This window comes from Bradyrhizobium sp., assembly GCF_004799445.1.
In the GTDB taxonomy this organism is placed as follows: domain Bacteria; phylum Pseudomonadota; class Alphaproteobacteria; order Rhizobiales; family Xanthobacteraceae; genus Bradyrhizobium.
Window position 1 is genome coordinate 1 of sequence record NZ_SSNA01000105.1, and the last position, 14,976, is coordinate 14,976.

A 14,976-nucleotide genomic window follows, 5' to 3' on the forward strand; every position below is an offset into this window, starting at 1 on the left:
GTCGGCCTCGGCCTCGTCGGACAGCAGCAGCGCCCGCGTCATCATCTTGGCGTCGGTCTTCTGCGCGCCGGGGCGAACGATGATGCGGCCCTGGAACACCGAATGGCCGCGCTCGTCGACCACGGCGCGGAAGATCTCGCGGCTGGCGCAGTTGGCCGCCGCGTGATCGAGAAACAGCGTGGTGTCGGCGTGCTGGCGGCCATTGAGCAGATTGACGCCGTTGGTCTCGACCCGGGAGCCCTCGCCTGCGACCGCGATGACGGCCTGATAGCGGCTGACGAGCGAACCGGTATTCATCCCGAAAGTGTTGAAATGCGCGCGGGCGCCCAGCGTCACCACCGCGGAGCAGACGTTGAAGGCCTCGCGACCGTCTTCGACCAGGCGCACATGATCAAGCCGCGCACCATCGCCAATCGAAACGATCAGGGAGTCGTGGACCTGATAGGCCTTCGCAGCCTCCGCGCCGATGTAGCTCTCCACCAGGGTCGCTGTTGCGGCCTTGCCGACACGGATCAACGAGCGCGTGAACATCGCCGCCGGCGCTGCACCGCTGGCGATATGGACGATGTGCAGGGGCTGGCTGAGCGCGGCGCCGTCGGCGACCTCGATCACGAGGCCATCGGTCATCATCGCGCTGTTGAGCGCTACCATGGAATTGGAGTTGTCAGGCGCGAACAGTTGCTCATGCAGCGCCGTGTCCCCGGCCTCGAGCACATCGCGCAGCGTGCGGATGCCGAGTCCGCGCTCCAGATCGGTCATTTCGGACAGCTTTGGCGCGAATACGCCATCCACCAGCACCATTCGGCGCACGCCCGCGATGGCGTGAAGCTTCAAGGCACTGCCTGCGCGCTTCAGCGCGGCGGCATCGGGTGCCGCGGCAAGCGGCAGCAACTCGCGCATCAACACGCGCAGGTCGGTGTATTTCCAGTCCTCGATCCGTCGGTGCGGCAGTCCCACGCGTTCGTAAGCCTCAAAGGCCCGCTGACGCGCATCCGCGACCGGGCCAGTCCCGGGCAGCCGGTCCCGCGCGATCGCAAAGATATCGTCCAATGCGCGCATGGTTTCGGTTTTTGCCAGTGCCAGATTCATCATCAATTCCGTCTTGAATTCCCTTTTTGGGCGTCAGGCCGCGTCTTCGAACTGGGCGTAACCGGACGCCTCGAGTTCCAGCGCCAGCTGCTTGTCGCCGCTTTTCACCACGCGGCCTTTCGACATCACGTGAACGAAGTCCGGCACGATGTAGTTCAACAGCCTCTGATAATGCGTGATCACCACCATCGCCCGATCGGGCGAACGCAGCGCGTTGACGCCATCGGCGGCAACCCGCAGCGCGTCGATGTCGAGGCCGGAATCCATTTCGTCCAAAATGCACAGGCTCGGCTCGAACAGCGCCATCTGCAGAATCTCGTTGCGCTTCTTTTCGCCGCCGGAGAACCCGACATTGACGCCGCGGCGAAGCATGTCCTGCGGAATATTCAGGCTTTTGGCGACCTCGCGCACCTTCTTGAGAAAATCCGGGGTCGAGAATTCGCTCTCGCCGCGCGCCTTGCGCTGGGCGTTCAACGCCGTGCGCAGGAATGTCATGGTGGCGACGCCGGGAATCTCGACCGGATACTGGAACGCCAGGAACACGCCCTTGGCGGCGCGCTCGTCGGGCGCCATCGCGAGCAGGTCCTCGCCCTTGAACAGGATTTCGCCGCCGGTGACTTCATAGCCCGGCTTGCCGGCGATGACATGGCTCAGCGTCGATTTGCCGGAACCGTTCGGCCCCATGATCGCGTGCACTTCGCCTTTGTTCACGGTGAGCAAAAGCCCATGGAGGATTTCACGCTCCTCGACGCGGACCTGCAGATTTCTGACTTCGAGTAGTGCAGTCATTCCTTTTCCTTCTGAACTGTCGCAACCGCATTCAGCTGCGCCGGCTTATTCAATCTAATCGGGTCGGTAGGGGCACCCATGGAACCGAGCACGATCACAAAAAAGAATCCCATACCGCCGAACTTTAAAAGCGCGCCTCCGAACAGCTTCGTCTCTTGCCAACCTCCGAACGCACCAACCATCGCGATGAAGCCACCGACGAACGCCGCAATCAGCGTCAGCGCGAGCAGCCACCAATAGGCGATAATGAGAGCGTTGATAACGAGTACCAAGACTCTCCCAATCGCCCGGATCACCCCACGCTCCCCTCCAGCGAGATCGAGATCAGCTTCTGCGCTTCCACCGCGAATTCCATCGGCAGTTGCTGCAGCACGTCCTTCACAAAGCCGTTGACCACGAGGCCGACCGCCTCTTCCTGGGACAGGCCGCGCTGCACGCAATAGAACAGCACGTCCTCGGAGATCTTCGACGTCGTCGCCTCGTGCTCGAACAGCGCCGAGGAATTCTTGGCCTCGATATAGGGCACGGTGTGCGCGCCGCATTTGTCGCCGATCAAAAGCGAATCGCAGGCGGTGAAATTGCGCGCGCCGGTCGCCTTGCGGTGCGCCGTCACAAGCCCGCGATAGGTGTTCTGCGAAACGCCGGCCGCGATGCCCTTGGAGATGATCCGGCTGGTGGTGTTCTTGCCGAGATGAATCATCTTGGTGCCGGAATCGACCTGCTGGTGGCCGTTCGAAATCGCGATCGAGTAGAACTCGCCGCGTGAATTGTCGCCGCGCAGGATACAGCTCGGATATTTCCAGGTGATCGCCGATCCGGTCTCGACCTGGGTCCAGGAAATCTTCGAATTGTTGCCGCGGCAATCGCCACGCTTGGTGACGAAATTGTAGATGCCGCCCAGCCCTTCCGAGTTGCCGGGATACCAGTTCTGCACCGTCGAATATTTGATCTCGGCGTCGTCCAGCGTGACCAGTTCGACCACGGCGGCGTGGAGCTGGTTCTCGTCGCGCTGCGGCGCGGTGCAGCCCTCGAGGTAGCTGACATAGGCGCCCTTGTCGGCGATGATCAGGGTGCGCTCGAACTGCCCAGTGTTGCGCTCGTTGATGCGGAAATAGGTCGACAGTTCCATCGGGCAGCGCACGCCCGGCGGCACGTAGACAAACGAGCCGTCGGAAAACACCGCCGAATTCAGCGTGGCAAAGTAATTGTCCGAGGTCGGCACCACCGTGCCGAGATACTTCTTCACCAGTTCGGGGTGCTCACGGATCGCTTCCGAGATCGGCATGAAGATCACGCCGGCCTGCTTGAGCTCCTTCTGGAAGGTGGTCGCCACCGAGACCGAATCAAAGACGGCATCGACCGCGATCTTGCGCTCGCCTTCAGGGCGCACCACGCCTTCGAGCACCTCGACTTCGCGCAAGGGAATGCCGAGTTTCTCGTAGGTCTTCAGGATTTCCGGATCGATCTCGTCGAGCGAGCCGATCGCCTTCTTCGGCTTCGGCGCCGAATAGTAATAGAGATCCTGATAATCGATCCTGGGATAGTTGACCCGCGCCCATGTCGGCTCGGTCATGGTCAGCCAGCGGCGATAGGCTTCCAGACGCCATTCCAGCATCCAGGCCGGTTCGTTCTTTTTCGCGGAGATGAAGCGGACGGTATCTTCCGATAACCCCTTCGGGGCCTTGTCGGACTCGATAAGCGTCTCAAATCCATATCGATACTGGTCGACGTCGATCTGGCGAACCCGATCGACCGTCTCTTGTACGGCAGCCATTTTCTTCCTCCGCTCGCGGTTTCAAGGACCGCGGTGGATCAATTCCGCAAGACTATTACGATGTTTCCCGGACGAAATCACCTACTTAGAACCGTTCAAGCCGTGTTTCGTTGCTGGTCCTTAAGTAAGGTACTGGCGAGCATTCGCCAAGCCTCAAGGCAACGATCGATGTCCGCGTCTGAGGTGGACCAGCCGAGACTGAGCCGCACAGCTCCCCTGGCGATTTCAGGACCAAATCCCATCGCCTCCAGCACATGCGAGGGCTGCACCTTGCCGGATGAGCAGGCGGAACCCGAAGACACCGCAATCCCGGCAAGATCAAAGCCGATCACGGCGGTCTCCGCCTTCAGGCCCGGAACCGTGAACAGCGTGGTGTTGGGCAATCGAGGCGCCTCGCTGGAGAACAGCAGGGCACCTGGGGTTTGCCGCAGGCCGCTTTCGAGCCGGGTCCGCAGACCTTCGAGACGAATGGCGTCGCCTGACATCGTTGCCAGCGCGGCCTTCGCGGCGGCTCTGAACCCAGCAATTCCCGTTACGTTCTCTGTTCCCGCCCGGCGACCGAGTTCCTGACCGCCGCCGCGCAACAGCGGCTCGAGCCCGAGCAGCCCTTCCGCCAGAATGAGGGCCCCCATCCCCTTGGGGCCACCGATCTTATGCCCTGACAGCGTCATCAGATCGGCATGCAACGTGTTCATATCTACGGGGATTTTTCCAAAGGCCTGGATCGCATCGACATGCAGCAGGCCGCCAGCGGCATGGACGATCTCGGCCGCCTCGGCCACCGGCTGCACCGCGCCGGTTTCATTGTTGGCCAGCATCACCGACACCAGCGCCGGGGGCTTGCCCTCCAACGCCGCGCGGAGCTGCTCCAGGTCCAGCCTTCCGGCGGACGTGACGCCGACGGCACTGGTGGCTTGCGCCGCAAACCGCCCCCCTGCGAGAACCGAGGCGTGCTCGATGGCCGAGACCACCAGCCTTTCGACGCCGGGGCTGGAGCCCCGCCTGAGCCCGGGCTCCAGCGCCAGCGCATTGGCCTCGGTTCCGCCGGACGTGAAGACGACATTTCTCAGCACCGCGCCGACCGCGCCCGCGACGATGGCGCGGGCGTCCTCCACCAGCTTCCGGGCCTGGCGGCCCTCGGCGTGGACCGAGGACGGGTTCCCGCAGAGCTCCCATGCCGCAGCCATCGCCTCCCGCGCCTCATTGCGAAGCGGTGTCGTTGCATTCCAATCAAGGTAGATCCGGCCTGACATTAAGTATTATAATACCTCAAAATGGAAGCTTTCGATCCGACGGCGCCGCCGACCGAAGCCGGTGGTGACGTCCGGCTTTATGCCAACTGGCGATGCTGGCGTCTCCCCGCAATCGAGACACTAACGTCTTGAACAGCCTGCCGGATGTTCAAAACCCTTGCTTTTTGCCCCTCGCCTCATGCTAGAACGCGGCCTCCAGTTCACCAGGCGCCGTTCGCGCATCGCCCCGACGACGTCTGATCAGCCCCTTGTTCTCCGCGAGTTCTTGTCTGCCAAAGCGCCAGACAGAGCCAGCACAAAGCCGGTTGATTTTGCCAAGGACCATCAATGCCTGAAGTCATTTTCACCGGCCCCGCAGGCCGCCTCGAAGGCCGTTACCATCCGGCGAAGCAGAAGAATGCGCCGATCGCGATGGTGCTGCATCCGCATCCGCAGTTTCACGGCACCATGAATCACCAAATCATCTACCAGTGCTATTACGCCTTCGCCCATCGCGGATTTTCGGTGCTGCGTTTCAATTTCCGCGGCGTCGGCCGCAGCCAGGGATCGTTCGATCACGGCACCGGCGAACTGTCCGATGCCGCGTCCGCGCTGGATTGGGCACAGACCATCAATCCGGAAGCGCGCGCCTGCTGGGTTGCGGGCTTCTCGTTCGGCGCCTGGATCGGCATGCAGCTGCTGATGCGCCGCCCCGAGGTCGAGGGTTTTATTTCGATCGCGCCGCCGGCCAACCTCTACGACTTCTCGTTCCTCGCGCCCTGCCCGTCCTCCGGGCTGATCGTGCATGGCGAGAAGGACGCGGTGGTGCCGCCCAAGGACGTCAACACGCTGGTCGAGAAGCTCAAGACCCAGAAGGGCATCGTGATCGACCAGCAGATCATCCCCGGCGCCAACCATTTCTTCGACGGCAAGCTGGAGCCGTTGATGCAGACAGTGACCGGCTATCTCGACATGCGGCTCGCCAACGTTCGCTGAGCCATCGGATCGGCCAGGGAATCGGTCAAGGGATCGATCATGACCTCGTTCGTGGCGCTGCTGCGTGCGGTCAATGTCGGCGGCACCGGCAAGCTGCCGATGAGCGACCTCAAGGCGTTGTGCGAGGAACTCGGCTTCGGAAGCGTCCGCACCTACATCGCCAGCGGCAACGTCGTGTTCGAAAGCCGCAAGTCCGAAGCCGCGATCAAGGCGGCTCTTGAAAAGCGGCTGCAGGCATTCGCCGGCAAGCCGGTCGGCGCGCTGGTTCGCACCGCCGCCGAGATGGCGCAGGTCCTCGCCGACAATCCATTCCCGAAGGCCGCGCCTAACCGCACCATGGCGGTGTTCCTCGACCGCGCACCGCCCGCGGATGCGCTCGCCGGCATTCGCGGCCAGCGGGACGAAGAGATCCGGTTGGGGCGCCGCGAGATCTACATCCATTACGGTCAGGGCATGGGCTCATCGAAGCTGGTCATTGCCGCCGCCAAATCAGGAACCGCGCGCAACATGAATACCGTGGCGACGCTCGCCCGGATGGCTGCCGAGTCCTGACACCGAACCGATGCGACTATGCCGCCGCCTGCGCCTGCAGGCGCGATATCCACGAATTCCGCCGCTTCAGGAAATCGCGCAGCAGCGCCGGGTAATCCGATCCGACGGCCGCGCGCACCGAGGGCCGTTCGGAAAGCGACTTGCGCCATCGCGCCAGCTTCGGTTTGCCGGCGAGAATTCCGAAGTCGCCGATTTCATCGAACACGTCGAAATAGCGAAACACCGGACCGAACACCGCATCCACCAGCGAGAAATTTCCGCCATCAAACCATGGCGCGGCGACGACGCGCATCTCTAGTCGCGCAGAACGCTGCTCCAGTTGAGCTGTCTTGGCTTGAAATGCCACATCGCTTGGCGCGCCATAGAAGCCCGCGATATCGTTGAGGACCGCGGAGCCAAATTCGATCCAGCCGCGGTGCTCCGCACGGCGCAAAGGATCCGCCGGATGCAGCGGCTTCGGTTCGGTCTCCTCGAGATATTCCAGGATGACGGCGGATTCGAAGATCGGGACGTCGCCGACCAGAAGCACCGGCGTCCGGCCGAGCGGAGAAATCGCCAGAAACCAGTCCGGCTTGTTGGCGAGATCGATGTCGATCCGCTCGAAGGCAACGCCCTTCTCCGTCAGCGCGATCACCGCTCGCTGCACATAGGGACAAAGTTTGTGACTGATCAGTTTGAGCGGGGCGGCCATCGCTAACTCGCAGCTTGATGCAGATGCATGTATCTAAATGCATCTGCATTAAACAGTCAAGGTCGCTGCGTTGGCGTAAATCGCCCGCTCACGGCCTTGCGATCACCCCGCCGGTCATCGGGATCGGCACGCCGGTCGTGGCGGGATAGCTGAGCGGCAGGCCTTTCAGCCCCCGCGCCGCCAGAAAGCCGAACGCCTGGGCCTCGATGGCGTCGGTCGACCAGCCCAGCGCATCGGCGGCCTCGACGGTGGCAGGCGCGAGCCGCTCGCGCAGCATTCGTAGCATGGTGAGATTGCGCGCGCCGCCGCCGGCGACGATCCAGCTTCGCGGCCGCTTCGGCAGCAGCGGAACGACCCGGGTAATCGCCGCGGCGGTAAACGCCGTCAGCGTCGCCGCACCATCGACAGGGCGCATATCGCGCAGCACCAGCTTGGCAAAATCGTTGCGATCGAGCGATTTCGGCGGCGGCAGCGCAAAGAACGGATGCTGCAGCGCCCCGGCAATCCAGGCTTCGTCGACGGCGCCCTGGGCCGCCATGCGGCCTTCGCAATCGAAGGGCTGGCCGGTCATGCGGTACATGAAATCGTCGAGCAGCGCGTTGCCGGGCCCGGTGTCGCAGGCGATCAGGACATCGCCGTCGATATAGGTGATGTTGGAAACGCCGCCGATATTGAGCACCACCATCGGCCCTTCGCGCTCAAGCGACTGGGCCAGCGCGCGGTGATAGACCGGAACGAACGGCGCGCCCTGCCCGCCGGCGGCGACATCGGCGGCGCGGAAATCGTGCATCACCGGGATATGGATCGCCTTGGCCAGCGCCGCGGCGTCGCCGATCTGCACGGTCATCCTGTCGGCCGGCCGGTGCAACACGGTCTGGCCATGGAAACCGACGATATCGATATCCTCGTACTTAATGTGATTGTGCGCGGTAAAGCTGGCCACGGCTTCGGCATGCGCCACCGTGACCACGCGCTCGGCCTCGCGCAGGATGCCCGGCCGCGCATCGCGCTGCGGCAGATGCACGGCTTCCGTCAGGGCATGGCGCAGCAGGCGGCGTTCGGTTTCGGTATAAGGCCGGTACCCCGAAGGGCCAAACGACTTCACCCGCTTGCCGTCGGTTTCGATCATGGCCACGTCTACCCCGTCGAGCGAGGTGCCGCTCATCAGACCGATGGCCGTCAACATCATCGCAATCAAGCCTCAGCCTTGGCCCTACCCCAGGACGTTCAGCTTGTGCCAAACAAGCACATCTTATAATGCCACAGCGCGCGCCCGGCGGCAGCCTGTCCGGACCGGGTTCCGCTATTTTGCTGCAAATATCGTAAAACAAGAATGATCCGAGTCGCAGACAGATGACAGCTTTTAAATCTGATTTTCTCAATGTGCTGCAGAGCCGCGGCTTTATTCATCAGATTTCGGACCCCGATTCGCTGGACGGGCTGGCGGCCCGAGGCGAGCTCGTGGCCTATATCGGCTTCGACTGCACCGCACCCTCGCTCCATGTCGGTTCCATGGTGCAGATCATGTGCCTGTACTGGCTGCAGCAGACCGGCAACAAGCCGATCGCGCTGATGGGCGGCGGAACCACGCGGGTCGGCGACCCCTCCGGCAAGGACGAGACGCGAAAAATCCTTTCGATCGAAGATATCGAACGCAACAAGGACGGCATCAAGCAGGTGTTCTCCCGCTTCCTGAAGTTCGGCGATGGCAAGGACGATGCCGTCATGCCGGACAATGCCGAATGGCTGACCAAGCTGAACTGGATCGAGATGCTGCGCGATATCGGCCGGCATTTCTCGGTCAACCGGATGCTGGCGATGGACTCGGTCAAGCTCCGGCTCGAGCGCGACCAGGAGATGAGCTTCATCGAATTCAACTACATGATCCTTCAGGCCTACGATTTTGCCGTGCTCAACCAGCGTTACGACTGTCGCCTGCAGATGGGCGGCTCCGACCAATGGGGCAACATCGTCAACGGCATCGACCTCGGCCGCCGCATGGGCACGCCGCAACTGCACGCGCTGACCACCCCGCTGATCACGACATCGTCCGGCGAGAAGATGGGCAAGACCGCCAGCGGCGCGGTCTGGCTCAACGCCGACATGAAGAGCCCTTACGAATACTGGCAGTTCTGGCGCAACACCGAGGACGCCGACGTGGCGCGTTTCCTGAAATTGTTCACCACCCTGCCGCTGGCCGAGATCGAGAAGCTCGCCGCGCTGAAGGGCGCCGAGATCAACGAGGCCAAGAAGGCGCTGGCGGATGCCGCGACCATGCTGCTGCACGGCGCCGACGCCGCGCGCACCGCCGCCGAAACCGCGCGGCAAACCTTCGAGGAAGGCGCGATCGCCGAAAATCTTCCCACGGTGGAAATTCCCCGTGCCGAACTCGAAGCCGGCATCGGCGTGCTGGCATCGTTCGTCAAGGCGGGCCTTGTGGCATCGAATGGCGAGGCGCGGCGCCAGATCAAGGGCGGTGGCTTGCGCGTCAACGATGCCGCGGTCGCTGACGAGAAGATGGTGCTGAAGCCTTCCGACCTCACGCCGGAAGGCGTGATCAAGCTGTCGATGGGCAAGAAGCGTCACATCCTGCTCAAGCCTGCATAGGCGCATTCGTTTTAGACACTTGCCCGGGAGCGCGGAAGCGCGCTCCCTGCTCTTGATGGACAAGAACGCGCCGCGGGAGGACACGCTTGCGAAGCCGCGAGAGGCCGCGCGCACGGCGCTTCATGTGCTGGCGTTGTGTTTCGCGCTTTCGGTGCTCGGTCGCGGTCTCGGCGAGAGTTTTACCGTGTTTCTGCTGCCGATCTCCGAGAGCTTCGGCTGGGACCGCGCCCAGGTCGTCTCGGTTTACTCCCTGACGGCGCTGGCGGGCGGGCTGGCATCGCCGCTGATCGGCCGGCTGTTCGATTATTCCGGACCCCGCAGCGTCTATTCGCTCGGATTGCTGCTGCTGGGCGGCGCGTTCCTGTTCGCAGCGAACGCGAGCTATCTGTGGCAGTTCCAGTTGAGCCTCGGCCTGTGCGTCGGTATCGGGATCGCGTTTATCGGCAACGTTCCGAACTCCATCCTGCTCGGCCGGTGGTTCGGCCCGCGATTGCCGACCGCGATGGCGGTGGTCTACTCCGCGACCGGCGCAGGCGTCCTGATCCTGCTGCCGGCATCGCAGGTTCTGATCGATCATGTCGGCTGGCGCGGGGCCTACCAGATCTTTGGCGGCGCGACGCTCGTCCTGCTTGTGCCGCTGTTGATCCTGCCCTGGCGATTGTTCTCCACCGGCTCACCCCATCTCGCCAAAAGCGCCGCCGCCGACGTCGCCGATGACGGCTGGACGCTTTCGGGCGCGATGCGCCACCACGCATTCTGGGCGTTGTTCTCGACGTTTTTCTTCACCGCGATCGGCATGTACGCGATCGCGCCGCAAGTCGTGGCCTACCTGATCGACGCGGGATTCCCGCCCTTGCAGGCGGCGACCGCCTGGGGATTTTCCGGCGTGGTGCTGCTGTTCGGCATGCTCGGCGTCTCCTGGCTCGACGGCATCATCGGCCGCAGGCCGTCGGTGCTATTGAGCTACGCGCTGTCGATTGTCGGGATTGTCCTGTTCTGGCTGCTGCAATGGTATCCGAACGTCTGGATACTGACCGGCTTCGTCGTTTGTTTCGGCAGCATGATCGGCTCGCGCGGCCCTCTGCTGAGCGCAACCGCCATGAAGCTCTTTCGCGGCAAGCGCGTCGGGACGATCTATGGATCGATTTCGATCGGCAGCGGGCTCGGATCGGCGTTCGGCTCCTGGAGCGGCGGCCTGATCCACGATTTCAGCCACAGCTATAATCCGCTGATTGCCTTCGCGCTCGTCAGCGTAATCCTCGGCATGATCCCGTTCCTGGTGGTGCCGGCGCTGCGGCGCTAGATTCGCTCCCCTGCCTGATTTGTTCACCATTGCTAAAACCGTTCCTGATACCCCTCTGCAAACAGTTTCCTGCCAGAGGCCGAAAATGAGTTTGCTTAGCCGACTGAAGATCCGCACGAAACTCGCGAGCATGGTTGCCCTGGCGGCACTGACGGTGTGCGTCATCATCGCGGTCGCAGCCTCGCTGAGCGAGAGGCGCATGATGGAGGACCGGGTCGTGCAGCTGCGTACGGCGGTCGATCTGCTGGTTGGCCTGGCGGAGACGCTGCAGAACGAGGTCGCGGCAGGGAGAATGACCCTCGCCGAGGCGCAAAACCAGTTCCGCCAGCGCGGCGGGCGCATGGTGTTCAATAAGGGGCAAGGCTATCCCATCGTCTACAATCCAGACACTTCTCTCTTGCTAAACGGCGCCAACCCTCAGCTCGAAGGCAAAATCACCGGTGCGGTGGATTCCAACGGTGTGATGATCGCTGACGCCATCATCAACGCCGGCCAGCGGAGCGCGGAGGGAGCGACGGCATCGTACCTCTACCCCCGACCGGGCCAGACCGTCCCGGTTCAGAAAATGGTCTTCGCACACCATTTTGCGCCGTGGAACGTCACCATGAGCTATGGGCTGTACGTGGATGACGTCAATGCAGACGTAAATGCGTTGCTGCTGCGTCTTGGCGCGATCGGCGCCGGCGTCATGGTACTGATGGCATTGTTGTCGTGGTTGATCGCCCGGGACATCCTGGGCGCGCTCGACCGACAGAAGAACCGCATGCAAAGCATCGCCAACGGATCGCTGGACCAGGCGGTCGAAGAAACCGAACGCGGCGACGAGATCGGACGCATGGCGGAAACGCTGGAGGTGTTGCGGCAGACGGCAATGACGGCGCGGGCGCTGGAAGCTGAGCAGATAGCGACGAAGCAACAAGCCGAAAACGAGAAGCGTGAAGCGCTTATTGCGCTCGCCGATCGATTTGACGCTTCCGTAGGCCGGCTTGTTGGATTGATGGCGTCGGGTTCGACCGAACTGGAATCGACCGCGCAATCCATGACCGGTACGGCGGAGCGCACCAACCACCGGGCGACAGTCGTCAACGCGGCGGCAACGGAAGCCTCCACACGCGTGCAAACGGTCGCCGCGGCGGCGGAAGAATTGTCCTCGTCGATCAACGAAATCAGCCGTCAGGTCGCGCAGTCCGCCGATATCACCGCCCGCGCCGTCGACAACGCGCGCCGCACCGACACCATCGTGCGCGCCCTTGCCGATGGAGCCCAGCAGATCGAGCACGTAGCGGAGCTCATTTCAGGTATCGCAGGCCAGACCAACCTGCTCGCGCTCAACGCCACCATCGAAGCCGCTCGCGCGGGCGAGGCCGGCAGGGGCTTCGCGGTGGTAGCGGCCGAGGTCAAAAGCCTCGCGAGCCAGACCGCCGAAGCCACCAAGGAGATCGGCACCCGCATTACCCAGATCCAGAGCGCGACCAAGGAGGCCGTCGAGGCGATCCATGTCATCACCGCCACCATCGAGGAAGTCAGCGTGATCGCAACCGCGATCGGTTCCGCGATCGAGGAACAAGGTGCGGCCACCGCGGAGATCGCGCGCAACGTTACCCAGACGGCGAAGGCGACGCAGGAGGTAACGACGAATATTGGCGGTGTCAGCAGCGCGGCCAACGAAACCGGCGACGCCGCCGGCCTCGTTCTTACCGCGGCCTCTAATCTCTCCAAGCAGGCCGAGCAACTGTCCGGCGAGGTCAACATCTTCCTGGTCGGCGTACGCGCGGCGTAAGGATGCATGTTAGCGGGACCGGCGCGCCGCGGCGTCCCGCCGGTGATGCACCAATTACGACGCCGTTCGGCAGCGGGCTGTGATCGGCGTTCGCTTCCTGGGGCGGCCTGATCCACGACTGGACCCACAGCTACAATCCGCTGATCGCGTTTTCGCCGGGCAGCGTGGGCGGCGCGGTGATCGGGATGATCCCGTTCCTGGTGGTGCCGGCGCTGCGAAGCCAGTGCGGTCTGCCCGCCGGCGCAGGCTTTTCGCCGACGTCAGTCCGGCGCTGCCGCACCCATCGCCCCGTAGTAATACCGGGTCATTTAAGCCCCGGCGAGGCGGTTGCGTGATCTCCTCCGCGCCCGCCCGGCGAACCAGCGTTCATCATTCGTAAGCCTGATTCTGCGCAGCTGTTTGAATCGGGAAGCCGTCAGGGGTCTGTGATGAATCTGCTCAGTCACTTCACTATCCGCGCGAAATTGACCAGCATGGTCGCGTTGTCGACCATCGCCCTGTGCGCGATCATTGGCCTTTCGGCCTCGCTGAGCCAGAAGCGCATGCTGCAGGACCGGATTGCGCAATTGCACGGCGCGGTGGACATGGTCACCGGTGTCGCCCAATCGCTGCAGGACGAGGTCGTGGCAGGCAAGCTCAGCCGGGCGGACGCGGAAGTGCAGTTTCGCACCCGCGCCGGGCGCATGATGTTCAACAACGGCCAGGGCTACGCTGCCGCCTATCGGACGTCGGATACGGGCGTAATGATGAATGCCGCCAATCCGAAGCTGGAAGGCAAGGTCACCGGCGCCACGGATTCGACCGGAGTGGTGATTTCACGCGCCATCATCGACGCCGCGATGCGCGAGTCCGGGGGCGGCACGGCGTCGTATCTCTACCCGCGCCCGGGTCAAACCAACCCTGTCGAGAAACTGGTATACGCCCGCCATTTCGCGCCCTGGGACATCGTCATCGGCGTCGGTCTGTATGTCGACGATCTCGACGATGACTTCAGGGCGCTGCTGATCCGGCTCGCCGGCATCGGCGCGGTCGTGATCGGGCTGATAGGGTTGCTGTCCTGGCTGATCGCCCGCGACGTGGTGGGCGCACTCGACCGGCAGAAGAACCGGATGCAGCGCATCGCGAGTGGATCTCTGGACCAGCCGGTCGAAGAGACCGAACGCGGCGACGAGATCGGGCGCATGGCCGAAACCCTGGAGATGCTGCGGCAGACGGCCATGACGGCGCGGACGCTGGAGGCGGAGCAGGTCAAGAGCAAGCAGTAGGCCGAAAGCGAGAAGCGCGAAGCCCTGATCGCGCTCGCCAACCGCTTTGACGCTTCCGTGGGCCGGCTGGTCGGACTGATGGCATCGGGATCCACCGAACTGGAAACGACCGCGCAATCCATGACCGGCACGGCGGCGCGCACCAACCAGCAGGCGACGATCGTCTCGACGGCGGCCACGGAAGCCTCCGACCGCGTGCAGACGGTCGCGGCAGCCCCGGAGGAGTTATCCTCCTCGATCTCCGAGATCAGCCGTCAGGTCGCACAGTCCGCCAGTATCACCACCCGCGCGGTCGACAACGCGCCCCGCACCGACACCATCGTGCGCGCGCTCGCCGACGGAGCCCAGCAGATCGAGCACGTGGCCGAGCTGATTTCGAATATCGCCGGACAGACCAACCTGCTCGCGCTCAATGCCACCATCGAAGCCGCGCGCGCCGGCGAGGCCGGCCGCGGTTTCGCGGTGGTCGCCGCAGAGGTCAAGGACCTGGCGAGCCAGACCGCCGAAGCCACCAAGGAGATCGGCACCCGCATCAGCCAGATCCAGAGCGCGACCAAGGAAGCGGTCGAGGCGATCCAGGGCATCACCGCCACGATCGAGGAGGTCAGCGTAATCGCGACCGCGATCGGCTCGGCGATCGAGGAACAGGGCGCGGCGACCGCGGAGATCGCGCGCAACGTCACCCAGACGGCGAAGGCGACGCAGGATGTGACGACGAATATCAGCGGGGTCAGCGCCGCGGCCAACGAGACCGGGGGTGCCGCCGGCCTCGTACTCACCGCAGCCACCAATCTCTCCAAGCAGGCGAGCAACTGTCCGGCGAGGTCAACATCTTCCTGGCTGGCGTACGCGCGGCTTAGAGCGTTCTCAAGCGAAGTGGCGACCGGCTCGCGTCAGG

At 63.5% G+C, this 14,976-nt stretch carries 12 protein-coding genes and 2 pseudogenes; 7 read left to right on the forward strand and 7 right to left on the reverse strand.

The features are described 5' to 3' along the window. From E8A46_RS14395 to E8A46_RS14415, 5 genes are all read right to left on the reverse strand, one after another. Nucleotides 1-1,092, reverse strand: a 1,092-nt coding sequence (locus E8A46_RS14395) for a SufD family Fe-S cluster assembly protein (protein ID WP_291561715.1), incomplete at its 3' end; no start/stop codon positions are given. Between the two features lie 30 nt (nucleotides 1,093-1,122). Next, a complete protein-coding gene (sufC, locus tag E8A46_RS14400; protein WP_291561716.1) occupies nucleotides 1,123-1,878 on the reverse strand; it encodes a Fe-S cluster assembly ATPase SufC in 756 nt (251 codons plus the stop codon). Beyond that, nucleotides 1,875-2,150: a hypothetical protein gene (locus E8A46_RS14405; RefSeq protein ID WP_291561718.1), complete on the reverse strand. Its 276-nt coding sequence runs from the start codon at nucleotides 2,148-2,150 to the stop codon at nucleotides 1,875-1,877. The genes sufC and E8A46_RS14405 overlap by 4 nt, the downstream gene beginning before the upstream one ends. 20 nt (nucleotides 2,151-2,170) lie before the next feature. After that, entirely contained in the window at nucleotides 2,171-3,652 is a 1,482-nt protein-coding gene (gene sufB, locus E8A46_RS14410; protein ID WP_291561720.1) for a Fe-S cluster assembly protein SufB, read from the reverse strand. Nucleotides 3,653-3,747: 95 nt separating this feature from the next. After that, nucleotides 3,748-4,905 carry a cysteine desulfurase family protein gene (locus tag E8A46_RS14415; RefSeq protein WP_291561722.1) on the reverse strand — a complete coding sequence of 386 codons (1,158 nt, stop codon included), beginning with the start codon at nucleotides 4,903-4,905 and terminating at the stop codon, nucleotides 3,748-3,750. Nucleotides 4,906-5,232: 327 nt separating this feature from the next. Between E8A46_RS14415 and E8A46_RS14420 the strand changes: the two genes are divergently transcribed. Both E8A46_RS14420 and E8A46_RS14425 read left to right on the forward strand, forming a co-directional pair. Beyond that, on the forward strand, nucleotides 5,233-5,880 hold the full coding sequence (locus E8A46_RS14420; RefSeq protein ID WP_079602584.1) for an alpha/beta hydrolase: 648 nt from the start codon (nucleotides 5,233-5,235) through the stop codon (nucleotides 5,878-5,880). Between the two features lie 39 nt (nucleotides 5,881-5,919). Next, entirely contained in the window at nucleotides 5,920-6,432 is a 513-nt protein-coding gene (locus E8A46_RS14425; RefSeq protein ID WP_291561726.1) for a DUF1697 domain-containing protein, read from the forward strand. 16 nt (nucleotides 6,433-6,448) lie between these two features. On the opposite strand, the gene E8A46_RS14430 is transcribed toward E8A46_RS14425, so the two are convergent. Then, nucleotides 6,449-7,123: a glutathione S-transferase family protein gene (locus tag E8A46_RS14430; RefSeq protein WP_291561728.1), complete on the reverse strand. Its 675-nt coding sequence runs from the start codon at nucleotides 7,121-7,123 to the stop codon at nucleotides 6,449-6,451. An 88-nt stretch (nucleotides 7,124-7,211) separates the two neighbouring features. Further along, nucleotides 7,212-8,312, reverse strand: coding sequence for an anhydro-N-acetylmuramic acid kinase (locus E8A46_RS14435; protein WP_291561730.1), 1,101 nt, complete (start codon nucleotides 8,310-8,312; stop codon nucleotides 7,212-7,214). A 164-nt stretch (nucleotides 8,313-8,476) separates the two neighbouring features. Between E8A46_RS14435 and tyrS the strand changes: the two genes are divergently transcribed. The 5 genes and pseudogenes from tyrS to E8A46_RS14460 all read left to right on the forward strand — a co-directional run bounded on the left by tyrS (nucleotide 8,477) and on the right by E8A46_RS14460 (nucleotide 14,938). Continuing rightward, nucleotides 8,477-9,730: a tyrosine--tRNA ligase gene (gene tyrS / locus E8A46_RS14440; RefSeq protein ID WP_291561732.1), complete on the forward strand. Its 1,254-nt coding sequence runs from the start codon at nucleotides 8,477-8,479 to the stop codon at nucleotides 9,728-9,730. A gap of 55 nt (nucleotides 9,731-9,785) precedes the next feature. Beyond that, nucleotides 9,786-11,033 carry an MFS transporter gene (locus E8A46_RS14445; RefSeq protein ID WP_291561778.1) on the forward strand — a complete coding sequence of 416 codons (1,248 nt, stop codon included), beginning with the start codon at nucleotides 9,786-9,788 and terminating at the stop codon, nucleotides 11,031-11,033. 85 nt (nucleotides 11,034-11,118) lie between these two features. Then, nucleotides 11,119-12,813 (forward strand): methyl-accepting chemotaxis protein, encoded by a 1,695-nt coding sequence (locus tag E8A46_RS14450; RefSeq protein WP_291561734.1) that lies wholly within the window; start codon nucleotides 11,119-11,121, stop codon nucleotides 12,811-12,813. 68 nt (nucleotides 12,814-12,881) lie between these two features. Next, a pseudogene (locus tag E8A46_RS14455) lies at nucleotides 12,882-13,031 on the forward strand (MFS transporter); the annotation flags it as partial. 210 nt (nucleotides 13,032-13,241) lie between these two features. Continuing rightward, nucleotides 13,242-14,938 (forward strand): annotated as a pseudogene (locus E8A46_RS14460) (methyl-accepting chemotaxis protein). Nucleotides 14,939-14,976: the final 38 nt, after the last annotated feature.